The sequence below is a fragment of the Acinetobacter sp. G11 genome, assembly GCF_049808495.1.
Lineage (GTDB): Bacteria > Pseudomonadota > Gammaproteobacteria > Pseudomonadales > Moraxellaceae > Acinetobacter > Acinetobacter kookii.
This window is the reverse complement of record NZ_JBNCAT010000017.1, coordinates 34844-58763: the sequence shown is the minus strand read 5'-3', so window position 1 is coordinate 58763 and position 23920 is coordinate 34844. Positions and strand designations below refer to the sequence as shown.

The window sequence follows — 23920 nt, the reverse complement described above, 5'->3', positions numbered from 1 at the left end:
TAGTGAATACAGCGGATTCTTGAATCTAAATTTATGTGCAGTTTTAGAGTTTTCACAGCGCTGAAGCAGCTGTGTGAACAATTGCTGATACAGGCTGGCGGGCTGTTCTTCGTTGAGTCTTGCTAAGGTGCTTCGCGCAATTCTTTTCGCGCCAAGATGATAGAGCTTTTCTTGCTGGGATTCGAGATTGGATTGAATGTCTCTTAAGCTTTGCCGACAAGAAAGTTGGGACATTAATATGGCAACAAACTGATCCCAGCAAGCCGCATGCAGAATTAAAATAAAAATGCCAGCCCATGGTTAAATGGACTGGCATTTTGTGTGTATGGGGATACGTGCAATTAACTTGAAGCTAGAGAGCTCTGATTTTCTTTTACATATTCTTCAGTGCGTTGCATCGCTTCCTGAATATTGATCAAAGCAGTCTCTACATCTTTTAGGGTTTTGGCATTGCCGCCGCTTAAAGCCTGACGCCATTTTCGTGCACCTGGCAAATTCTGGAATAATCCTAAAATATGACGGGTAATAATAGAAAGTGGAGCACCTTCCTCCATACGTTTGGCAATATATGGCATCATTTGCGCCATAATCTCAAAACGGTCAGGCGCTTCCAGGTTCCAGAGTTGTCCAAGTTCAGCCAGTAGATAGGGATTGTGATAAGCCTCGCGGCCAATCATCACCCCATCAACATGTTTTAAATGTTCTTGGGTTTCAGCCAGGGTTTTGATTCCGCCGTTAATCTCAATCAGCAGGTTTGGACGTTCCTGTTTTAAACGGTAAACATCTTCATAACGCAAAGGCGGAACATCTCGGTTTTCTTTCGGTGACAAGCCCTGAAGCAGGGCAATACGTGCATGCACGATAAAATTGTCACAACCTGTTTGGGCTACGGTATCGACAAAATGCAGCATTTCTTCATAAGACTGCATGTCATCAATACCGATCCGATGTTTGACCGTCACAGGAATATCCACGGCATTGCGCATTTCAGCAATACATTCAGCCACCAGGTCGGGTTCTGCCATTAAGCATGCGCCAATTTTGTTGTTTTGTACGCGGTCACTGGGGCAGCCCACATTCAGGTTGACTTCATCATAGCCCCAGTCTTGTGCCATTTTAGTACAGGTCGCAAGATCTTTCGGATTTGAGCCACCGAGTTGCAGCACAATCGGGTGTTCTTCGTGGTTATAGTCCAAATGGCGTGCTGCACCGCCAAAAAGAATGGCACCCGTCGTCACCATTTCGGTATACATAATAATATTCGGATTAAACAGGCGGGCAAAAAAACGGTAGTCACTGGTAGTCCAATCCATCATCGGGGCAACACTGATTCGCGGGGATTGAGTGTTTTCAATGTTTTTGATAATAGTCATTAAAAATCATACCTTTAATCTATATTTCGCAACCTGCGCGAATCTGTTTGAACCTGTGTTTAGATGGGTTAATCGGTTTGCATTTACACCAAATTTTACACCATAATCAAAAAAATAGGCTGTGGTGTAAATTATGGGTTAATTACAGCAAGGAAAGGTGCCGATGGTAAAATTAACTATCCTGCTGCGATTAGAATCAATCGAAAGGGCTTTCCTACTTTCTCTGAAAGTAAAACATTTCACTCAAAGAAGTTGGCTGAAAACTGGGTTAAGAAACGAGAAGTCGAAATTCAAGACAGTCCTGATATTTTGCTTGGCAAAGAACAGCTCATTGATCTGACCTTATCAGATACCATAGATAAATATTTGGATGAAGTCGGGAGCGAGTACGGAAGAACGAAACGCTATTCTCTGCTCTTAATTAAGAAGCTACCAATCGCGCGCAATATTATCACAAAAATAAAACCAGCCGATATCTCAGAGCATGTTGCGTTACATCAGAATTGTGATGTTAAGTTGGATTTGAAACCAATCGCTATAACTACCTTACATCGTGAGCTACTTCATATATGGGGAATATTATCTCACGGCTAGGTCATGTAGGAGGTGAATGTTGAATTGGCTAGCTTTGATAAAGTAAATGCGTGATTATGAGAAACTAGACAGATCTGATCTAATGGTAAGCGTGACAGGACTACCTGCAACAGCAGAATTGAAGGAGTTCTTATTGAATACAGATATAGTGAAGTAAATTGTGTCCGTGAATTAGAAGAGTTTGATTCATTAACTTCAAAGAATCATAGGTCATTCTTGCTATTGGAATATTTTCCTGAAATAAATTAATAGAATTAAGGAGGTTGGGGATAGGTGTTGATACAATTGTATTTGTGTAACAGGACTAATTAAAGTTGGTATATATACGCAATTAAGCTAGTGACTAGCCTGAAAGAATTCGATTCTATAATAAAGCATGGTATTATTCATCCTCAAAAATATATTTTTTAAAAATAAAGTGCTGGCTAATAAATTCACAGTAATTTAGTTGACAAAATGAAAATGGAGTATTGTTGTTGAATCCGCATGCAAGTCCTTCCAGTTCACTCTTGGCTTTGATTAGAACTGTTATTATCAATAAAAATCTTATTTGGAGTTTAATTAAACGAGAGGTTGTTGCGCGCTATCGTGGATCAATATTTGGGCTGCTTTGGTCTTTTTTTAACCCCATTTTAATGTTAGTTGTTTATACATTTGTTTTTAGTGTCGTGTTTAAAGCAAAATGGTTGGGTGGTTCGGATTCTAAAACAGAGTTTGCTTTAATATTATTTTCCGGGTTAATGATATTTAACCTTTTCTCAGAATGCATTAATCGTTCTCCAAACTTAATATTAAGTAATGTGAATTATGTTAAAAAAGTTATTTTTCCTCTCGAAGTTCTCCCCATAGTAGCTTTAGGTTCTGCAATTTTTCATTTTTTAATTAGTTTTTTTGTATGGATTATTTTTTATATCATATTTATGGGTATTCCTCACATTGAAATATTCTTATTTCCATTTGTTTTATTACCTTTAATAATGTTGGTTTTAGGATTTTCTTGGTTACTTGCCTCAATAGGGGTTTTTTTGAGGGATGTATCACAAATTGTAGGAGTTTTCACCACCCTGCTAATGTTTTTAACAACAATTTTTTACCCAATAACGGCTCTACCTGAAGCATACCAGTCTTTAATGCAGTTAAATCCATTAACATTAATAATTGAACAAGCACGTGATGTCCTAATTTGGGGTAAAGGAATTAACTGGATTGAGTGGTTAATCCAAGTTGTCTGGACTAGTATGTTTGCTTGGTCAGGTTTTTTATGGTTTCAAAAAACCCGTAGGGGATTTGCTGATGTTATCTAATTATGCCATTCGAGTAACCGATTTAAGTAAATGTTATAACATTTATGAAAAGCCACAAGATCGACTCTTTCAAATGCTAAGTTTTGGAAATAAAAAAAAGCCTCGCCAATTTTGGGCATTAAAAAATATAACATTTTCTATAAATCGAGGCGAAACTGTAGGAATTATAGGCCGTAATGGTAGTGGAAAATCCACTTTACTCCAAATGATCTGCGGTACAGTGACTCCTACAACTGGTCGTATTGACACAAATGGCCGTGTAGTGGCTTTGCTTGAGTTAGGAGCTGGCTTTAATCCAGAATTCACAGGGTACGAAAATGTCCTTTTAAATGCGGCTATTTTGGGATTTCCTAAAGAAACAATAGAACAAAGAATGGGTGAAGTGCTTGAATTTTCAGAGCTTGGCGATTTCTTAGGCCAACCTGTTAAAACTTACTCTAGTGGCATGTATGCTCGGCTCGCATTCTCAATTGCCATTCATGTCGATCCTGAAATTCTCATTATTGATGAAGCACTATCTGTAGGCGATGCCCGTTTCGTAGCCAAGTGTATGAAACGCATTAAAGAAATCCAAGAACGTGGCACGACTATTTTATTTGTTAGTCATGATGTGGGTGTAGTTCGGACACTTTGTGATAGAGCAATATGGCTTGATAAAGGAACGCTTGTTGAGGATGGAGAAGTTTTTCCGGTTACAGGCAAGTATATGGAATATATGTTTCAAGATGAGCTATCCGAGGAACAGGGTCTACATCAAAATATTAAAAAAAATATAGCAACTCAGACGGTGATTGATTCTTTAGAACAGAATGATCAGCAAATTATACAAAACCATCATGCTTTGGATGCTCGTCCTGTTACCCATTGGGGGGCACGTAAGGGATTAATTCTTGGAGCATCAGTATGTAATAAACATGGTGCTAGAAGTGATGTTATTGCTTGGGGTGAGCCTATAGAAATTGTGGTGCAGGTACATGTGCCTTCGGATATTCCTCGCAAGCATTTAAGCATCGCCTGTTCAATTAAAGATCTTAAAGGGACTGATTTAATTGTTTCAACAACACATGACAGTGGCGATATTCGACTTCTTGAGCAAGAAGAATTTAGTATACGTTTTCGTATGATAAATCCGTTAGTGACGGGAAAATATCTCTTGGTGGTGGCCGTGGAAAATCGTGCCGATTTAGATATCCACTACTATGAATATCTTGAGGGTGCTCACTATTTTTCATCTTTGTCTGAGCAGCGTTTTTTTGGAATTTTTCAGCCGGCGATTGAGCAGACAGTACAGGTTTTATAATAAATGTTATCTACTATTAATTCAGATACTTATTGGGATAAACGATTTACCGAAGATTGGGAGGTTTATGAAGGACCGCGACAATCTCGCTTTTTTGCTCAACTTGCACTTGAAAATTTGCCAATTTGGTTGATTGAGCAAATTCGGCGAGAATCTCTCAGTGTTGTAGACTGGGGGTGTGCACAAGGGGATGGAACTGATATTTGGGCTAGTTATATAAATTCACAGCAATTATTTGGTGTTGATTTTTCAAAAATAGCGATTGAGCAGGCTAGCCAGCGCTATCCTATGATTAAATTTTTTTGTGAAAACTGGCTTGAACCAGATTCTGAGATTACACCAAGCTATGATGTAGTTTTTTCATCTAACACACTTGAGCATTTCCATAATCCGTTTGAAGTATTGGCAACTTTAAGTACAAAGGCTAAAAAAGCCGTTATTCTTGCGTTGCCATATCGCGAGATTAATCGTATTGCTGAACATTTCTCAACTTTTTTGTCAGAAAATATCCCTTTAGAACTAGACAATGGTTTTCGGCTAGTATGGTCCAAAGTTTTGGATTGTTCACGTATTCCTTCTACACAATGGAGTGGGGATCAAGTTTTTTTAGTCTATGGTGACTCCTCTTGGATTCATTCACTTCAGCTTAGATTAAGTGATTGTGAACTAGAAAAAATTGATTTGAATACAGAGTTTAATATTCTAAAGCAAACTGTGCTTGAACGAGATATACAAATTGCAAGTCTAACACGGGCAGTGAGTGATAGAGATATACAAGTTGCCAGTCTTACGCAAGCAGTGACAGATAGAGATTTACAAGTTGCTAGTCTTACGCAAGCTGTGGCTGATCAGAATATGCAAATAGCAACTCTCAACCAGAAAATATTTCAGCAAAATAATCAAATTCAGATGTTTCAGACATCTCGTTCATGGAGATTGACTCGACCTCTGCGTTTAGTGTATTCGCTTTCCCGTTATATTTGGAGTAAAGATGGGAGATATTTATTATTAAAAGCGATTTACTGGAAATTACCTCAAGCATTACAAGATAAATTAAAAAAGCAAAGATATGCTTTTGCAGCTAAACGCATGCAGCACAATATGGATATCGCTAGTGATAAATTTTTGAATGATGATACTAACGGTTATATTGAATGGGTTGAGAAAGCAAACAAGAACAATAAAGTTGTGATTATTCCTTGTGGGTTTGAATTTGATGAGTTAGTAAATCAAAGGCCAATTAATGCAGCAAAATATTTTGCTGAAAAAGGTTATCAAGTATTATTTATTGCTTGGCAGTGGTCTGCTAAGGATAAATTGTCCAAAGGATGTAAAGAGGTTTTTCCAAATGTATTTCAAGTTCCTCTCTTCGATTTTATAAAGTACGTTAATAAACTCCATCTTTGCCGTGAGCGTTCTCTTTTTCTTGTGACTATGCCTACTCCTAATTTGGTGGGGCTTGTTCCCATTTTAAGAGAAAAGGGATTCGCTATTATTTATGACATTATGGATGAATGGGAGGCATTCTGTGAAGTAGGGCAAGCTCCTTGGTTTAAAAAATCTGTAGAAGAAAGTCTTATATTGCAGTCTGATTTTGTTTGTGCGGTATCTCCTCCTTTACGAAACAAATTTTCCCATATTCGTTCGGATATTAAAATAATTGGGAATGGTTTTACTCCTGAAGTGCTTGGTGTAGAGAATCAAGGAATAGCGAGGAATCGAGAAGATGGAGGTCCTATAATTGGATATTTCGGACATCTCACTGATGCTTGGTTTGATTGGAAGCTTATACTGCAGCTTGCGAAGAGCTATCCTCATATTAAGTTTGAGATTATTGGTTATGGCGAGCCAGAATGGGTTAGAAAAGAAATTACAGCTTTATCCAACATTCATCTTTTAGGTAAGGTATTACCAAAAGATTTACATAGGCAAGTTTCCAATTGGTCTATTGGGATAATTCCTTTTATGGAAGGAATCTTAGCAGAAGCTGTAGATCCTATTAAGATATATGAATATTTGTACTTTGGACTGCCTGTTGTTGTAACGGGTATCCGACATTTGAAAAGCTATCCTATGACATATTTTGCAGAAAGCGAAGATGTTGAAGACATTATTGAGAAGGCACTTAATGACGACTATGACACAGAAGATATTAATAATTTTTTGCAGCAGGTAACTTGGCGAGCGCGATTTGAGACGCTGATAAATGAAATAAATAAAAATAATGGTATATGGGATTTATATGCAAATTAGAATATGTTTTGTTTATCCTTGGGCGACTTTTGGTGGCTGTGAGAGAGTGCTAATTAATCGTGCACTAGCTTTTAGACAATATTTTCCAGAGATTTTAATAGACTTTTATTTTATGCATGATGCAGGAGGGGGGCAGGCATTTCGTTTAGCGCTGAAAAAATATGGACTTGAAGACACCACATCAATTGTAACTTCACTTGATAGAAACTATGATTTAGTTTCTTTAATCGATTGCCCACAAGCAATAGAATTATGTGAAAATCGTTCTCAACGTTATATCGTTGAATGTCACACTGGATATCAAGATAATCGGGAATATCTTCAAAAATTATCGTCTAGTTGCGAGCAAGTTGTCGTCCCTTCATTATCATTTAAGACACTGATTGAAAATGAATTTTTATCTTTACCCACTTCAGTGTCTTTACTGAGAAATTTTGTTCCTTGGGGGATCGATTCTTTTGAATTGTCACAAAAAATTTCTCTTCCAGCATGGAAGCGTAAGCCTATTCTTTTCTTTGGCCGTCTAGATCGTTTAAAAGACCCCTTATCTATATTAGATGCCTTCCAAATTTTGGAGAGTCGACGAAAAGGAGAGTTCATGCTTTTGATCTGCGGTCCCAAAAACCCTGAAATTAATATTGAAAAAGAATTGTTAATGCGTTCCCTTGATAGTATTTCTTTAGTATTACCTCCTGTTTCATTTACCTCCTCTAGAGCTTTATTGAATGCTGTTGCTGATTCAGGTGGAATATTTGTTTCCCCCTCTCAAAGTGAATCTTTTGGCCTTTCGGCTGCAGAAGCAATATCTTCAATTATTCCTGTCGCTTTGTCAGATATTAAAGCACATGTAGATTTAGTTTCTGGTCATGAGTCTATGCTTACTTATCCACTCGGTGATACTGAAAAGTTCGCTAAGTGTATAGAAAATTTATTTGATCATTATGACGTGGCGCGTAGAGCGGTAACTTCAGTACGAAATAGCTTTTCTACAGAGATATTTCTTGAGGATTGGAAAAAACTCATGAAAAAACTTGGAATTACTATATAAAAAAATTCTCTGCGTTGTAGGTACCCACCTTGAAGCCATTAAAATGCCACCAATCATTTTGGCACTAAAATCTGAACCATGGGCTGAGGTTCGAGTGTCGGTAATGGCTCAACATCGACAAGTGCTTGATCAAGTCAACCAATTTTTCGGTATAGAACCCGATATTGATCTTGATATTATGCGTCCCAATCAAGCATTAACTACTTTAACAGCAAGATTATTATTAGACTTGGAGGAGGTTTTACAAGGTGAAAAACCCGATGCTGTTTTAGTACAGGATGATACGACTACAGTTATGACTGTAGCTCTGGCGTGTTTTATCATCGTATTCCGATAGGACATGTTGAAGCAGGATTAAGAACTTGAGATATGCAAAATCCGTTCCCTGAGGAGGCTACCGAGTTATTGCTGGAAAATTAGCACGTTGGCATTTTGCACCGACTGAAGGTTCTCGGCAGAATTTGCTAAAAGAAGGGATTCTAGATGCTGATATCGTGGTCACAGGTAATACGGTAATCGATGCATTGTTGATGAGTGCTGTCAAAGATTTAGAGCTATCCATTGATATAGAAGCGGATAAGCGACTGGTATTGGTAACTTCACATCGCAGGGAAAATTTTGGAGAACCATTCCGAAATATTTGTAAAGCACTACGTACTTTAGCTAAGAATAATTCAGATATTCAATTTCTTTACCCAGTACATCCAAATCCAAATGTTAAAGATGTAGCTCATGAATTTTAGCAGAATTACCTAATGTCATTCTATGTGAACCTTTGGAGTATGCACCCTTTATTGCTGTAATGAAACGAGCATATTGATTTTAACAGATTCTGGAGGAGTGCAAGAAGAAGCTCCTGCATTAGGTAAGCCAGTACTTGTGCTACGTGATGAAACCGAGCGTCCAGAAGCAGTAGAGCAGGGTGTAGTGAAATTAGTGGGACCAAATTGCGAACGAATTATTGAAGAAGCTCAGCGATTACTTGATGATGAGTCAGCTTATAAGGTGGTGGCTTGTGGTGTTTCTCCGTATGGTGATGGTCATGCAGCTGAGCGAATAGTTCAAATTCTTAGAGAATATTTTGATGCTATTTAAATATAGTTAGTTCGTGCGAAGAAGTATCCATAGAATATTTTCAAAAGTGGGCTTTAGCAGGGAAGTCCGCTGAATCATCATTTTTTTCTCAACATTGAAGTGTCCAATAGTGTCCACATAAAGTGGACACTTATTTATCGATATAAGATGGAATAATGTATATTTATTAGTACTAAAAAATATTGCCTAACCTTAACTAATATTTAAATTTTTTATGATTTTTCCATATGAATCTAAATATACGTTTTCATAATAATTTTTATAGTGATTTTCCCATAATTTTTTTGCATTGATTGATTTTATTTTTATCAGCTCTTTATTAATTAAACTATCAAAGAAATCATTTAAACTATCTTCTCCTTCAGAGATAGACCAACCTGTATTAAATTTTTCAGTTTTTATACCTGGGGGAATGTCTTTAGTGGTAAGAAAAGCTTTACCTAGCATTAAGTGTTCATAATATTTATTTGGTGCTGCATATAAATGATTTAATATATCTTTATAATACATGCCTACTATAATATCCATTTTAGACATGATGGAAAGTCCTTCTCTTAATGAAGCAGAACCATAAAATATGATATTTTTATTGGGCTGATTACTTATAAAGTCAGCTAAAGGACCATAGCCTATAATATGAAGTTCTAAATTATTTCTTTCGGCTATTGAATTTACCAGATGTTCAATTCCGCGATGTTTTTTCTCTAAAACTCCAAAATAACCAATTTTAATTTTTGAGTTATCTTGACTATCTGAATTTATATTCGGTAGGTTCGTATCTCTTGGTACGTTTTCTATTATAATAATATTTTTCGAATCAACACTATGTTGTTTTTTTCTTATTTCATCCGCTAAAATACATAAGTCACTTTGTTTTATGAGATAGTTTTCAATTTTATCTAAAATTTTTTTAAATTTCCCATTTATCCCATGAGTATCTGTATATTTATCATAAATATCAAAAATCATTTTTTTAGAAAAAATTTTACAAAAGATAAATGCTGTCAATGCGGTATCCAAATCAATCGCTTGAACTATATTAATTTTTTTATGATGTTTACATAAAGTAATAAAAATAAAAATATTCCAGAGAATAAGGTTGAAAAAATTTTTTAGACCTCCGCCTATATAGCCCTTTTTTTTAAAAAGAATATTTTTATCATTGTTTTTACTTTCCCCTATACGATCCCAACCAATAAAACGATAAGAAATCTCTAAAGTGTCTAGAACATTAAAGTATTTTTGAATTTTACCATCAAAGTCAGGTATATATGATCTAATGAAAAATAGCATATCATTAACAAAAAAGAGAATTTTTTCAATTGTAAATAGACTTTCTTATAAAGTCTATTTTTTCTACAAACTTATTAATTTATTAGAATTTTGCTTAAGGAATTGAAATAATAAATTTTAGCACGAATAAATAATTATTTTTAATAAAGTCTTAAGGTGAGCTTATGGTGTTAATAATCATACCTAATTTTTTTATTAGGTTCCCATTAATAAATTGATCTAGTTAAATTTACATATAAATAATTATGGATTCCTGAATAAACTGAAATTTTTAATGTAATAAAGCTGTCTATCAAGCCAATTTATTTTCCTCAAAATGCACGACTAAATTTTATGCTTTAATAGTCCTTTAACGGCATAATGAGTAAAATAATAACAAGATTTAATTAGATTTATTTGTAAAATATTTCTATAAATTTTCCATTGCCATTGCGCTGATTTTATTTTTTTTCCTGAGAGGGAATTTTTTGATATGGTATAGTTGCATAAAGGTTTTTCAGTAATAACTTTAACAGCTTTTTCTGTGCTTGATAGTAATTCAAGCCAGAATATATAGTCTTCGTGTCCATGTTTTATAAATCTCCTATTTTTAATTAGCTCTTTACTAACCATGCAAGTTAATGTTCCAATGCAGTTAGATTTTAATAGATAGTTTCGATTACATTCTATAGGACTAATAATATCTTTTATAAACTCCCCTTTATCATCTACGTGTCGGTAATCCATGTAACTTATTGAACATTTATTTTCATTCATATATTGAAACTGTATCAATAATTTTTCTTCTGACCAAAAATCATCAGCATCAAGAAAGCAAATATATTTTCCTGTTGCTAAATCTAATCCATTATTTCGACTTTTTGCCACACCAACATTTTCAATGTTATTAATTAAGATAATTTTAAAATGTGCTTCAGTAATAAATTCTTTTATTAATTCTTCAGTTCTATCATTGGAGGTATCATTAATAACAATCCATTCAAATTTTTTAAATTTTTGATTTTTAAGAGAATTATATGTTCTGGTAATAAATTTTTCAGCATTGTAGGCTGGTGTTATTACAGAAATATCAATATTTAAACCCATATTATATATTTAACGAATTAAAAGATTTAAGTTTATTCTATTGCTTTTTTTTAAGTTGGGCGAGTTAAATTATATAAAATTTTTCATGATTTTGGATGTATAAATATTTAAAAGTTAAAGCAGCTCTTTATAAAGCAGAATTTAAGCTATGAAAAGCATTGTTTCGTAAGGGTGCAATCAGCAAAAGTTTCAGATAGCTTCAACACCATTGAGCATTTTGTTTTTCTGAATGAAATTAATTATTATTGCTGTGGATAGTCAAACTCTGCCTAGGCGAAAAAAGGCTGCAGCGTTATGAAGAGTTTCATTTACCTGTTGGAGTTCTTTGTTCTCATATTTAAGTTGAGATGCATTGTTGATTAAACAGTAATTGATTTTTGTTGATCTGGATACTTTTTTATATCAAGGTAGAAGTACTACAAGAGTACATTCGAACTTAAGCGAGTGCAGTGATTGTAGCCCAGCAGGTTGATGGATATTCTCGCATTCACTAACTAAGTGTACCGTACGCTCTTTAATTTTAGGCGTCTATTTTGATTTTGTCATCGCGACATTCTTTTCTGGAAAGTAGGTTTTCGACAATCTCGGTACGGCTTATTTCCATAAATTATTATTTATAGAAGATTGATCATATACAAATGAGTAATTTGATCTTGACTCTCATTGCTATCAAAGATTCGTGATAATTGTGTTGCTGTTGTTTGCTCAGTAGAGCAAATTAAATAATTAGTGTAAAAGTTTAGTGAATCTTTATTCCTGACTTGAATTATAACGCTTTATTCTTGAACTTCGTAACATAACCATTTGACTTAAAATATAAAGAAAACAATTTATCCAATCCGTTATCAGTACGACCGAAGCACGGTTTATATCTGCTGTCTGCTTAAAGCCCCAAGACAAGAGCAGAAACAAAAAATGCAACAGGCTCAAATGTACTGATTATTCATTAAAAAATGAATATTGAGTGCTTTGATTATATTGTGGAAATTTCTCGAATTCAGTATGTTCTTATAAAGAAAAGAATAATGGATAGAGAAAATATAAATGTTCATTTTGGAAGAAGTTTTTAAAAGTAAAAAGGCAGAGCATTCAGATTATTTCAACTTGAGAATTCATCGCGGCTTAAGCTGGTTAAAAAAATCACTCGAACTCGATAGCGACCTTGATCTTAAATTCATGAGTCTCTGGATTTCATTTAATGCTATTTATGCACAAGATATTGCCTTCAATCAGGACAAGCAGACATTCAGGCAGTTTTTATATTTAATTTGTCAGAAAGATCGGGAACATAAAATTTATCATGTGCTTTGGGATAAATTTAGCCAGCCCATCCGTCTGCTTCTAGAAAATCCCTATGTGTATCAGGAGTTCTGGGATTATCAGAATCAAAAAATCAGCCAGCACAGCTGGAAAGAAGGTTTTGAACAGGAGAAGAAAAAAGTCCACAAAGCCTTACAGGAAAAAGCCTCTGTAGATATTTTATTTATTGTTTTTAATCGTCTTTATACCTTGCGCAATCAGATCATTCATGGCGGTGCCACCTATAACAGTTCGGTCAATCGCCGGCAATTGCAGGATGCCTGTAATATTCTGGCCGCCTTGTTACCGACCTTTATCTTTGTGCTGCTAGAAAATGCGCATAGTCTGGATTTGGGCAAACCGTTTTATCCCGTCGTACAAGTTTGTTAAATTCTATTTTGCAATCAGCCGAGTCGGGCAGAAAATTCTTTATTTGCCAGTTTTTATGCCTAAGTGGAGGCAGCAGAGTGATAGCGCATATCCAGAAAGGCAAAAAAGGCAGCGCAGAGCACCAGAACCCATCCTGCCAGACAGGTCATGCTCCAGCCACCATGATGCCATGAATAAACGCCCAATGCGGAACCGCACGCCCCACCAATAAAGTAAGAGGTCATATAAATAGAATTAATCCTCGATTTAGCATCTGGACGTAAACGGAAAATAATATTTTGATTACTGGTGTGCACAATGGTCAGACCCAGGCTGATGACGCCGTAACCCAAAATATAGCTTGGCAGAGATTGCCCACCGAAATAAAGAAAAATCCAGCTCAAAATCAGGGTGAACAGACCTATCCAGGTGAGGGATTGAGTATGGCCCTGATCGGCAAATTTGCCAATTTTAGACGTAGACAATGCACCGAATACCCCCACCAAAGTTACAACACCGACCAGCACATCAGAGAGATAAAACGGGGATGAGGTCAGCAAAACGGCAATGGTCGAAAACAGGGTACTCATGGCAGCAAATACAAAACCGCCAATCAAGGAACGAAATCCTAAACGCGGCTCCTGTTTCAGTAAAATTGCCATGGATTTAAAAATTTGCGCATAGCTCATTTTTAATATGGGAATGTGTGGCAGTCTGGCTTTGAGTAGAAAAGCCAAAATCAGCATCAATACCGCACTGAGCATATAGATCAGTTTCCAGTTGAACAGGTTAGACATTAAACCCGCAAGACTGGTGGATAGCAGCAGTCCGACCAGCAGTCCGCTCATTAGGAAACCTACCACTTCACCGGTTTTTTCCGGTTTGACGGCCATGGTGGCTAGAGGAATCAGGACTTGTGCCGCAACTGAAAATAGTCCCGTAATCATGGTTCCCAGCCAAAGCATGGGTAAGTTGACGGCAAAAGCACATAGAAATAAACCGATGGCCGCCATGATCATCAGTAAAGGAATGAATTTGGTTTTATTGACAATGTCACCCATTGGAACAATAAACAGCAAGCCCAGTGCATAGGATACCTGGGCAAACGTCACGGTTAAGGCAACTTGTGATTCAGGAACATGAAAATATTGCTGGATGGAATGGATTAAAGGCTGGCAATAATAGTTGGCTCCCGCACACAGACCACAGGCTATGGCCATCAGCCAGAGCAAAGATTTATCCTGGCTGATGTCGAGAGAAGTTTTCATAACCATCCTTGTTTTGTTTCATGCAGACAAAATTTGCCGGCATTGCAATGTACCTGCAGAGTATAGCAAGCGCTATCAGTCTGGACGTACAAATATAAGGGAAAAGCGGTCTTTATTCGGCGTCCTGTGGCTATTTTAAAAGCCGTATTTTTTAGGTTGTACAAGGCTTGAATCAGACCGAACAAAAATTAATGTGAGAATTTCTTTTTAGAGAGAGTGATCATCATGACGCCAACAATATTGAGCATACAGCCCAGCCATTGAATGGCATTTAAATGCTCACCCAGAAAAATGGTGGCCAAGATAATGGTCAGAATCGGCCCGATCGAAGCAATCATGGCAGACTGCGCAGCACCCAGTCGGGCAATGCTTTGCGCCATCAGGATGGTCGGCAACACGGTGACCAGAAAGCCTAAAGCGACTCCATACCAGATTACACTGGAAGGAAGCTGAGACAGTAAGTTCAGAGGTTGGGGTGTGGCAACAAAATAGTGGGTTAAGGTGCCGATACAGGCAATACTCAGGGCCAAACCGGTAAAATTCCATGAACCAAACCGTTGAATCAGGCGTGGGGTCAGCAGTAAGTAGGCAGCAAAACATACTGCACTGGCAAAGACCAGGCTTGCTCCCAGCCAGAAATGACCTTCATGCGGGACATTACTTTGTTCCTGCAACATCACAATAACCGTACCGCCATAACTTAAAGCGATAGCAAACAGGCTTTTTAGGCTCAAGCGTTGTTTATAGATCACGCTGGAAGCCAAAACGGTCAGGGTTGGATAGAGAAAGAGAATAATCCGTTCCAGAGAGGCACTGATATACATCAGACCGACAAAATCCAGCCAGCTTGAAAAGTAGTAACCTATTAGCCCTGCAACAATCAATAAACCCCAATCTTTCGCTGCCAGCGCTTTATTGTGATGCCGGTTGAACCAGCACAGCAGTAAAAAAAACGGTAAGGCGCTGGCCATACGCAAAGCCATTAATACTGTGCCATCCACCAGAGGTGACAGGGCATAGGTTTGCTTGATAAAAATGGCTTTGGTACTAAACAGGAAAGCAGCACAGATCGCAAACAATGAACCCAGTTGTGTTTTGGTTAGACTCAGTTTCATTTTATCTACTTGATGAGGGTTGCTGATCAGAGCAATCAGGCACTAAATGTGAATTATAAAGTTTTTAGCCGCCCAGGTTAAATGCAAAAATATGATGGTGATGATTCCTGTATGGAATAATTGATCGCTAAACTCAGGCTGATGTTTATCCGTCGCTACAATTTTCTGCGAAAGTTAGAAATCCGGGCAATCAGTCCTGAATAAATTTTATCCAGACAATACTTCTGCTAAGGGTTTGTTAGGCTAAAGATCAGTGAATTTGTGTGTAAAAAGTCGGGAATCAGCCTAAAAGCTGATTATTTGCACCAAATAGGTGCAATAAATGCGCGCATCCCATTGATTAAATTTAAAACATCATCATGCGAAATGACGAGGAAAAAAATATTTATTAAATTTTGAATCGGATTAGACTTAGGACGAATAAACATAAAAGAGCAAAAAAAGCATAAAAATAAGAAAATTATCTATTTTTTAGCGTTGTAAAAATATGCAATCGCCGCAGCACGAGTTTTTCAGTGACTGATGTTTTTGAGGACAAAAAAAGCCTTTCAGATGTCACCAGAGTCAATGAATAAAAAAAACCATTTAATTTTAATAATTTTATAAATAAATCAGGCAATTTGAGGGAGGAAATAAATTCAAGTCAGCAAGGCTATATTGTCAGAAAGATCAATCTCGGATTTTGGTCAGGTAGGACGGCTTCGACTCAGGTATTTAAGTAAAGCCAAACATTAAATGTTGAGCGTGGTAGTTAAAGTCATTCAGCACAGCTGAAATAAATGCTAAACCTATAAATGATATATCGTATGATTATTTTTATGAATCACCAGTTCAAAATATGGGTATTTATTAAATAAATATTGGGTGGTAATTTAAAAAAGTTCAATTAGAATCCAAAAATTCAACAAAAACGCATCTAGGGGGAAACATTGCTTACGGCGATGTTTACTTAAGAAAAATTAGCTTGAGGAACGCTCATGCAGATCGGAATCCCAACCGAAACTGTTGTCGGTGAAAATCGTGTGGCGGCAACGCCAGAAACAGTCAAGAAGTTGATCAGTGCTGGTCATACTGTAGTCATTGAACGTAGAGCAGGGGTAAAAGCCGCTTATATTGACAGTGCCTATGAACAGGTCGGTGCCAAAATTACGGATGATGCCTATACCGGCAGTCAGATTATTTTGAAAGTTCGTGCCCCTCAAGGCGAAGAAATTCAAAAACTTGCGCCAAATACCGCAGTAATTGCGATGTTTGACCCGTATCGCAACACTGAGCTGGATCAGTTTGCAGCGCAGCAGGTTTCTGCATTTGCATTAGAGCTTTTGCCGCGTACGCTGTCCCGTGCCCAAAACATGGACGTGCTGTCTTCTCAAGCTAACTTGGCTGGTTATAAATCGGTACTTTTGGCGGCAGCAGAATATCAACGCATGTTCCCCATGCTCATGACGGCTGCCGGTACGGTAAAACCGGCCCGCGTGGTGATTATGGGGGTAGGTGTTGCCGGTCTGCAAGCGATTGCAACGGCAAAACGTTTAGGTGCTGTGGTTGAAGCAACTGATTTACGTCCAACTGCACGTGACCAGGTCGAATCGCTTGGCGGTAAATGGCTCGATGTGCCAATGTCGGATGAAGAAAAGCAGAAAGCTGCTGACGCTGCTAAAAACGGTTATGGATGGATGCCAGGTGAGCAATACATCAAAGACCAAGCGGTCATTGTCGATAAAGCTGTTTCCAATGCGGACATCGTGATTACTACTGCACTTTTACCGGGTCGTGATGCACCGCGTTTAATTCGTGCTGAAACAGTGGCCAAAATGAAACCGGGTTCAATCATTCTGGATATGGCGGTTGAGTCTGGCGGTAACGTGGAAGGTTCCAAGTGCGGTGAAAATGTCGTGACGGATAATGGCGTGACCATTTTGGGTATTCCAAATATTCCTTCTACAGTTGCGACTGAAGCTTCAGCACTGTATGCACGTAACGTCTTTAATTTCCTTGATACCCTGTTTGATGCAGAGAAAAACTTTGCCATCAATCCGGAAGAGGAAATTCAAAAAGCCCTTCTGGTAACTCATGGCGGTCAAGTACTGCTGAAGCGTGGTTAAGGAGAGTCATCATGGTTGAAACGATTACAATTTTCGTCCTTGCCATCTTCGTAGGTTACTACGTGGTTTGGGGCGTAACACCTGCTTTACATACGCCACTTATGGCGGTAACCAATGCATTGTCTTCGATCATTATCGTTGGTGCAATGATTCAAACCGTAGGCTTGCCAGTGATTGGTGTCGATGCCAACGTGGCTTTTCAAAGCGTAAACATCGTGAGCATTTTAGGCGCGGTTGCAGTGTTCCTGGCAAGTATCAACATTTTCGGTGGTTTTGCCGTGACTGCACGTATGCTTGAAATGTTTAAGCCAAAGCAAAAGAAAAAAGAGGGCTAATCAATGGAATTTATTCGAGAATATGCCAATTGGTTCTATTTGATCGGTGCCATTCTTTTTATCTTGACCCTGCGCGGCTTGTCGGGTCCAAAAACTGCGATTGCCGGTAACCGTTACGGTATGATCGCAATGGCGATTGCCGTGATCACGACTTTCTTTGTGGCTGAACATCCTGTGATCTGGATGATTGTCGGTGCAATGGTTCTTGGTGCTGTTGTGGGTATTGCCCGTGCACGTACCGTACCGATGACGCAAATGCCAGAAACTGTTGCTTTGATGCACTCATTGGTTGGTTTGGCTGCGGTATTGATTGCCATTGCCGCGATTCTGCATAACAACCAGTTAACAGCGTTATTTGCACAGAATGAAGCGGCGTTAACAGCAGCTGGTGTTCAGCATGCACATATGAGCAGCGTTCACTTATTTGAATTGTTCGTGGGTTGTTTCGTGGGTGCAATCACCTTTACAGCTTCCGTATTTGCTTACGGTAAACTGGCTGCGAAGAAATGGGCGAAAACCATTTCGGGTGGCTGGGTTAAGCCGGTACAGGCGATTATTTTCCTGGCAATGCTTGGTTGTGGTATCAACTTCTTCTTAACCGGCGACATGACATCTTTCTGGGTAATGACTGCACTTGCACTTGCATTTGGCTGGGTATGGATTGCACCGGTCGGTGGTGGCGATATGCCGGTTGTGGTGTCACTGTTGAACTCATTCTCTGGCTGGGCTGCAGCAGGTATTGGTTTCACTTTAGAAAACAATATGCTGATTGTTGCCGGTTCCCTGGTAGGTTCTTCAGGTGCAATTCTGTCTTACATCATGTGTAAAGCCATGAACCGTTCAATCATCAACGTATTGTTTGGTGGTGCAATGGGTGGTGCAGCAGTGGCTTCTGGTGACAAGGGCGAGCAGGTTCAGCGTAACCACCGCTCAGGTTCAGCAGATGATGCAGGCTTCCTGATGTCAAATGCAGACAGCGTAGTGATTGTTCCGGGTTATGGTATGGCTCAAGGCCGTGCACAAAATGCCGTAAAAGAACTGTGTGAAATCCTGAAAGAACAAGGCGTTAAAGTACGCTTTGCAATTCACCCGGTTGCAGGTCGTATGCCTGGTCACATGAACGTATTGCTTGCTGAAGCTGACGTGGCTTATGAAGACATTCTGGAAATGGATGAAATCAACTCTGACTTCCCGGCAACTGATGTGGTGTTGGTCATTGGTGCAAACGACGTCGTCAACCCGGCAGCGAAAGATGATCCAAGTTCACCAATTTATGGTATGCCGATTCTTGAAGCACATAAGGCGCGTACCATTATGGTGATCAAGCGTTCTATGGCAACCGGTTATGCAGGTCTGGACAATGACTTGTTCTATAATGAAAAAACCATGATGATTTTCGGTGATGCCAAGAAAGTTGTGGAAGATATGACTAAAGCCATTAACGGCGGCGGTCACTAAATCCACGCTTCAAAAGTTCCTCTTTCATAAAGAGGGATTTAGGGAGATTAAAACCACCTTCGGGTGGTTTTTTGTTTCTAGAATATATGACTTTTCAATAATTAAATTGAAGAATAGAGCAGGATACATTTTTATAAGGATATGGTTTCTTGTTTTATTTGGTGCTGTCTGATCAAGCGATATTACAAAAATGCTTTATAAAATGGCAATTAACTGTTTATTTCTAAATAGATATTGCTGATTAGTGATATTTTTAGAAATTAAGTTGTGCTAAGACCGGCATTTGCCGGCCTTTTTAAATAAAAAGATAAATCTCGATAATCTGGCATTTCTTTTGCATTTTTGTGATTCAGTTTTAGGGGGACTGTTCATGAAAATAATAAAGTGTCTAGTATTGCTGTTATGCGTCTGTTCACTACCTGCATTTGCAAGTGAAGCTGCGACAAACACAGCCAATATTCAAGAAATACGTTTATCACTCGACAGCGTTTGGGTGGTCATCGGCGGGATTCTGGTGTTCTTGATGCAGGCCGGTTTTGCAATGGTAGAAAGTGGCTCTGTACGCAGCAAGAATACCGTTAACGTATTAATGAAAAACTATATGGATGCTTGTCTGGGGGGATTGGTCTTCTGGTTGGTGGGCTTTGGGCTGATGTTCGGCATGAACGCTTCGGGCTGGATTGGCACCAGTCATTTTGCACCCGATAACATGGATGGCTGGCATTGGAATCTGCTGTTCTTTCAAATGATGTTTGCCGCTACTGCAACCACAATTGCCAGTGGTGCCATGGCGGAGCGTATTCACTTTGTCGCTTATATTGTCGTTGCTGCCGTGGTCAGTGGCCTTATTTATCCTGTCTTTGGTAGTTGGGCATGGGGCAGTATTTTTGAGGGTACAGGCTGGTTAAAGGCCTTGGGGTTTATCGACTTCGCCGGTTCAACCGTGGTGCATTCCATCGGTGGTTGGGTCGCTTTGGCCGGAATCATTGTTTTGGGGCCGCGCTTGGGACGTTTTGGTCGTAATGGACAAAGTCATTTTTTAGCGGGACATAACTTGCCCTTGGTAGCCTTGGGTGGTTTTATCTTGTGGTTTGCATGGTTTGGTTTTAATGCGGCATCCACGGTGAATGCCAATGTCAGTATTGGCCGGATTGCTTTAAATACCCATCTGGCCGCTTGTGCTGCTGCAGTGTCTTATATGCTGTATGCCTTGGTTCGTGGCAAGGCAATCCTCATGAAGACCACCATTAATGCCTCATTGGGCGGTTTGGTGGGTATTACGGCAGGTTGTGCAACCATGTCGCCACTTTTTGCCGTCATTACCGGTGCCATTGCAGGTTTGCTGGTAAGTACCTTGCCGGTCTTAATGGAAAAATTAAAACTGGATGATGTCGTGGATGCAGTGACGGTACACGGTTTTTGCGGGGCGTGGGGAACCGTAGCTGCAGGCCTGTTTTTTGAAGCCGATATGTTCAACTCGCAAATTGTTTCCATTCAGGTGCTAGGGGTACTGGCAGCATTTGCCTGGGGATTTGGAATCGCGCTGATTACCTTCAAAGTGCTGAAGAAAATGCTGGGGAGTTTGCGTGTTGGCACGCAACATGAACAGCGCGGTCTGGATTATACTGAACATGCCGAGCTGTCTTATCCTGAATTTCAGCGCGATGTGACTTTTGAAACAGATGATATTACCAAACGCCACTAAACCAAAAAGGGGAGTTTAGCTATGCCAAATGAATTACTCACTGTGATGCAAAAGAAACAGGCAATTGAACGCGGTTTAAGCCATTATTTGCAAGGAACTGTACTGGAACGGGTGTTGAATTACTGGGAACAGGAGTATGGCGACAAGCCTTCATTTGTACTCAACCGTTTTATGAATGATATTTGCAATACCGATGAATTGCGTGTTCAGCGCAAGGAAATGTTGAAACAGGTGTTATGCGAAATGTCGGCGGTTGAAAAACAGGTGCTACTGGATACCAAGCCGAAAGTGCAAACGGAAGTGCTGACAGAGGTGCCGGTTTCAGCCGATTTTTCCGATGCTTTTTTTGATTTGATTAATGGGGTGGTGCAGACAGTAGCTGCAGCTGATCTGAATGATTTTAATGCGGAAGTGAAAAATCATGTCCAAGCCCTAGGCATTGCCATTCAGCAATCCGCGAATCTGAATGATGCTGCTTTTACGGAATGTTTGCCGCTTACCAGTTATGCTCAGGTGATTACTGCATCCTATGAATGCTATTGCGAATTTTATGGGCCAAGCAAGGCCGATCAGGTCTATGCACGGGTGAAAATGGACATCAAGAGCAAATATCCTTCTGTGGATTTACATCACTTATTATAGTGGATTAATCTGGATGGAGTGGATGTTCGGTCTAAAGTTCAGGCTGGGCATCCCCAAAACAGCAGCACAAAAAAAGCGACCTGAAGGTCGCTTTTTTAATTTAGGCTACTGATTCTGGAGTTGCGCGCCATAAGCTTTCCAGATCGTAAAATTTACGCGCTGTTGGAAGCATGACGTGAACGACAACAAAACCAAGATCGATGAGGATCCATTCGGCATCACGTTCACCTTCAACGCCGAGAGGGCGGAAACCTGCTTTACGTGCTTCTTCAGCAACATTGTCTGCAAGGGCTTTAATGTGACGGGTTGATGTACCACTCGCAATGACCATGGCATCTGCCACATTGCTGATTGAGCTGACATCAAGTTCTAGAATATCTTTTGCTTTTACATCTAAGAGGGCTTCATGTACAACTTTTAAGCAAGCTTGTACATCTTTAGCATGAGCATTCATTGCGTGTTCGAGAGAATTAGAAGCGCTGGGCGATGGTTCTAAATTCATAAAAGGTTTAATTTCCGGACAATATCTCACTGTGTAATATAGCGGTTTTGGGGCTAAATTTCAAATCTGTTCATAATTTAACTTTGTGGATGTTTTGCAAAATATTTATCTTTCCAGGCAAAGGAATGGCTGGAATGCGCTTGGGGCTTGTATTCTGCCGCGGTGAAACCCGTATAGGGACTTTGGCTTAACCATTGAAAAATGTCTGCGTATGGAATTTGTGCAGTATCAGGCTGATGACGTCCCGGGCAGTCTGCAAACTGGATATGCCCAATATCCTGAATATTTTCCTTTAAGCCTTGCAGCACATCTTCACCCATCATCGCCATGTGATAGCAGTCATATTGCATTTTCAGCGCAGGGTGTCGTACAGCTTCCAGCATCTCCTGGGCCTGGGCAATATTCTGTACCAGAAAGCGCGGCATGTCGGTGCCATTAATCATTTCAAACACCGGCTGGATGTTGTGTACAGCAAACATGGAACAGGCCAGTTTTAAATTTTTTGCCAGCGTATTTAGGCAAGGCAACAGATCTGAATCGAGCGGTTGCTTGCCAGCCAAAATATTCACACTGGATACATTCAGTGCGGTGGCATATTCAATGGCCTTTTCCAGGGCACGATGAAATTCAATTTCTTGACCCGGTACGCCAGCCAGCCCATTGCCGCCTTGCATCAGGTCACCTGCAGGTACATTAATCAGGCACAAGCCAAGATCATGCAGGGTCAGTTGAGTCTGAATCTGTTCAATGCTGAGTTCATAGGGAAACTGAATTTCCACATACTGAAATCCGTGCGCGCGCGCCAGAGCAAAGCGCTCAATCAAAGGTACTTCAGTAAAAATCATGGATAAATTTACCGCCAGCTTCATCATGCTGTTACTCCTTGCGTGCTAAGAAATGGTCTGCTCAAGATTCAACCAGTTGAATGACAGTTGCCAGGTCAGCCTCAGCATAGCCGTTATTTTGGTGGGTTTTCAATTGTGAAAGAGCCTGTTTTGCGACAGGAATATTTAAATTGAACTGTTCAGCCAGCTGCATGGCATTATTCAGGTCTTTGGACAGGGTTTGTACTTTCCATTGCACCGGCTCAAAAGTATGCGTTGCCATACGCGGGCTTAAGATCTGAAACGGTTTCGAGTCGGCAAAACCACCGGCAAGCGCAGGGGCAAGCAAGGTGGTATCTACACCGGCCTGTTTGGCTAAGGCTACTGCTTCTGCAATCAAGGTGCTGTTTGCTGCAACAATCAGCTGATTGCAGATTTTGGTGGCTTGCCCGGTACCTGTTTCGCCCATACGCGTCACACGTTGCGAGAGCACATTATAAATCAGCGATAAATCCTGAATGGTTTGCGTGTCGCCACCGGCAAAGATCACCAGTGTGCCCTGTTCGGCACCTGCGGTACCCCCGGAAACAGGCGAGTCAATCCATTGCACTTGCTGGTTTTGTGCCTGCAGTGCCAAAGCTTTGGTTTTATCCACAGATAAACTGGAGAAGTCCACAATCACTTGACCCGCAGTGAGTTGATCCTGGATGTGATCAAACACCGCCTGTACGGCAGCATCATCGGCCAGACAGGTCAGAATCACCGGATATTGCCCAATATTTTGCAAGTCTAGGGCCGTAGCGCCCATATCAATCAGCACGTCACAGGCAGATGCCGTTCTGTTCCATACCGCCACGTCAAAACCGGCCTGAATCAGCCGGGTCGCCATGCGGCTGCCCATGAGGCCCATGCCTAGGAATGCGATTTTTGTATTGCGATCAAAACTCATGTG

18 protein-coding genes and 3 pseudogenes are annotated in these 23920 nt (G+C 39.6%); 12 read left to right on the top strand and 9 right to left on the bottom strand.

Annotated features, from left to right (window positions below; genetic code table 11):
* Nucleotides 1–267 (bottom strand): annotated as a pseudogene (locus ACPUEY_RS08290) (DUF4372 domain-containing protein); the annotation flags it as partial.
* Between the two features lie 74 nt (nucleotides 268–341).
* The gene (dusA, locus tag ACPUEY_RS08285; RefSeq protein ID WP_425121773.1) at nucleotides 342–1373 is read right to left on the bottom strand and encodes a tRNA dihydrouridine(20/20a) synthase DusA; all 1032 of its coding nucleotides are present in this window, start codon (nucleotides 1371–1373) and stop codon (nucleotides 342–344) included.
* A gap of 114 nt (nucleotides 1374–1487) precedes the next feature.
* Here dusA and ACPUEY_RS08280 point away from each other — a divergent pair.
* From ACPUEY_RS08280 to wecB, 6 genes and pseudogenes are all read left to right on the top strand, one after another.
* Nucleotides 1488–1964 (top strand): annotated as a pseudogene (locus ACPUEY_RS08280) (integrase); the annotation flags it as partial.
* A 479-nt stretch (nucleotides 1965–2443) separates the two neighbouring features.
* The gene (locus ACPUEY_RS08275) at nucleotides 2444–3271 is read left to right on the top strand and encodes an ABC transporter permease (RefSeq protein WP_425121772.1); all 828 of its coding nucleotides are present in this window, start codon (nucleotides 2444–2446) and stop codon (nucleotides 3269–3271) included.
* Entirely contained in the window at nucleotides 3210–4571 is a 1362-nt protein-coding gene (locus ACPUEY_RS08270; RefSeq protein WP_425121771.1) for an ABC transporter ATP-binding protein, read from the top strand. The genes ACPUEY_RS08275 and ACPUEY_RS08270 overlap by 62 nt, the downstream gene beginning before the upstream one ends.
* Nucleotides 4572–4574: 3 nt before the next feature.
* The gene (locus tag ACPUEY_RS08265) at nucleotides 4575–6824 is read left to right on the top strand and encodes a methyltransferase (protein WP_425121770.1); all 2250 of its coding nucleotides are present in this window, start codon (nucleotides 4575–4577) and stop codon (nucleotides 6822–6824) included.
* Nucleotides 6814–7872, top strand: coding sequence for a glycosyltransferase family 4 protein (locus tag ACPUEY_RS08260; RefSeq protein ID WP_425121769.1), 1059 nt, complete (start codon nucleotides 6814–6816; stop codon nucleotides 7870–7872). The genes ACPUEY_RS08265 and ACPUEY_RS08260 overlap by 11 nt, the downstream gene beginning before the upstream one ends.
* Before the next feature lie 43 nt (nucleotides 7873–7915).
* Nucleotides 7916–8967: pseudogene (gene wecB, locus ACPUEY_RS08255) on the top strand (non-hydrolyzing UDP-N-acetylglucosamine 2-epimerase).
* Between the two features lie 192 nt (nucleotides 8968–9159).
* Here the strand turns inward: wecB and ACPUEY_RS08250 are convergent.
* Together ACPUEY_RS08250 and ACPUEY_RS08245 are read right to left on the bottom strand one after the other, a co-directional pair.
* Nucleotides 9160–10260 (bottom strand): hypothetical protein, encoded by a 1101-nt coding sequence (locus ACPUEY_RS08250; protein ID WP_425121768.1) that lies wholly within the window; start codon nucleotides 10258–10260, stop codon nucleotides 9160–9162.
* Between the two features lie 324 nt (nucleotides 10261–10584).
* Nucleotides 10585–11346, bottom strand: coding sequence for a glycosyltransferase family 2 protein (locus tag ACPUEY_RS08245; protein ID WP_425121767.1), 762 nt, complete (start codon nucleotides 11344–11346; stop codon nucleotides 10585–10587).
* Between the two features lie 1044 nt (nucleotides 11347–12390).
* Between ACPUEY_RS08245 and ACPUEY_RS08240 the strand changes: the two genes are divergently transcribed.
* Nucleotides 12391–13035 carry a hypothetical protein gene (locus ACPUEY_RS08240; protein WP_425121766.1) on the top strand — a complete coding sequence of 215 codons (645 nt, stop codon included), beginning with the start codon at nucleotides 12391–12393 and terminating at the stop codon, nucleotides 13033–13035.
* A 59-nt stretch (nucleotides 13036–13094) separates the two neighbouring features.
* Here the strand turns inward: ACPUEY_RS08240 and ACPUEY_RS08235 are convergent, their stop codons facing one another.
* Both ACPUEY_RS08235 and ACPUEY_RS08230 read right to left on the bottom strand, forming a co-directional pair.
* Nucleotides 13095–14282, bottom strand: coding sequence for an MFS transporter (locus tag ACPUEY_RS08235; RefSeq protein ID WP_425121765.1), 1188 nt, complete (start codon nucleotides 14280–14282; stop codon nucleotides 13095–13097).
* A gap of 188 nt (nucleotides 14283–14470) precedes the next feature.
* Complete coding sequence (locus ACPUEY_RS08230) at nucleotides 14471–15397, bottom strand: DMT family transporter (RefSeq protein WP_131274378.1); 927 nt, start codon at nucleotides 15395–15397, stop codon at nucleotides 14471–14473.
* A 977-nt stretch (nucleotides 15398–16374) separates the two neighbouring features.
* Between ACPUEY_RS08230 and ACPUEY_RS08225 the strand changes: the two genes are divergently transcribed.
* The 5 genes from ACPUEY_RS08225 to ACPUEY_RS08205 all read left to right on the top strand — a co-directional run bounded on the left by ACPUEY_RS08225 (nucleotide 16375) and on the right by ACPUEY_RS08205 (nucleotide 21642).
* A complete protein-coding gene (locus tag ACPUEY_RS08225; protein ID WP_092820281.1) occupies nucleotides 16375–17502 on the top strand; it encodes a Re/Si-specific NAD(P)(+) transhydrogenase subunit alpha in 1128 nt (375 codons plus the stop codon).
* A gap of 11 nt (nucleotides 17503–17513) precedes the next feature.
* Complete coding sequence (locus tag ACPUEY_RS08220) at nucleotides 17514–17837, top strand: proton-translocating transhydrogenase family protein (RefSeq protein ID WP_092820282.1); 324 nt, start codon at nucleotides 17514–17516, stop codon at nucleotides 17835–17837.
* 3 nt (nucleotides 17838–17840) lie between these two features.
* Nucleotides 17841–19295 (top strand): NAD(P)(+) transhydrogenase (Re/Si-specific) subunit beta, encoded by a 1455-nt coding sequence (locus tag ACPUEY_RS08215; RefSeq protein ID WP_261183227.1) that lies wholly within the window; start codon nucleotides 17841–17843, stop codon nucleotides 19293–19295.
* Nucleotides 19296–19665: 370 nt separating this feature from the next.
* Nucleotides 19666–21000 carry an ammonium transporter gene (locus ACPUEY_RS08210; RefSeq protein ID WP_425121764.1) on the top strand — a complete coding sequence of 445 codons (1335 nt, stop codon included), beginning with the start codon at nucleotides 19666–19668 and terminating at the stop codon, nucleotides 20998–21000.
* Nucleotides 21001–21021: 21 nt separating this feature from the next.
* Nucleotides 21022–21642, top strand: a complete 621-nt coding sequence (locus ACPUEY_RS08205; protein WP_425121763.1) for a hypothetical protein — start codon at nucleotides 21022–21024, stop codon at nucleotides 21640–21642.
* A gap of 100 nt (nucleotides 21643–21742) precedes the next feature.
* Here ACPUEY_RS08205 and rsfS read toward each other — a convergent pair whose 3' ends face one another.
* From rsfS to ACPUEY_RS08190, 3 genes are all read right to left on the bottom strand, one after another.
* Nucleotides 21743–22144 (bottom strand): ribosome silencing factor, encoded by a 402-nt coding sequence (gene rsfS, locus ACPUEY_RS08200; RefSeq protein ID WP_092820286.1) that lies wholly within the window; start codon nucleotides 22142–22144, stop codon nucleotides 21743–21745.
* 77 nt (nucleotides 22145–22221) lie between these two features.
* Nucleotides 22222–23016 carry a hydroxypyruvate isomerase family protein gene (locus ACPUEY_RS08195; protein ID WP_092820287.1) on the bottom strand — a complete coding sequence of 265 codons (795 nt, stop codon included), beginning with the start codon at nucleotides 23014–23016 and terminating at the stop codon, nucleotides 22222–22224.
* Between the two features lie 34 nt (nucleotides 23017–23050).
* The gene (locus ACPUEY_RS08190; RefSeq protein ID WP_425121762.1) at nucleotides 23051–23917 is read right to left on the bottom strand and encodes an NAD(P)-dependent oxidoreductase; all 867 of its coding nucleotides are present in this window, start codon (nucleotides 23915–23917) and stop codon (nucleotides 23051–23053) included.
* Nucleotides 23918–23920: the final 3 nt, after the last annotated feature.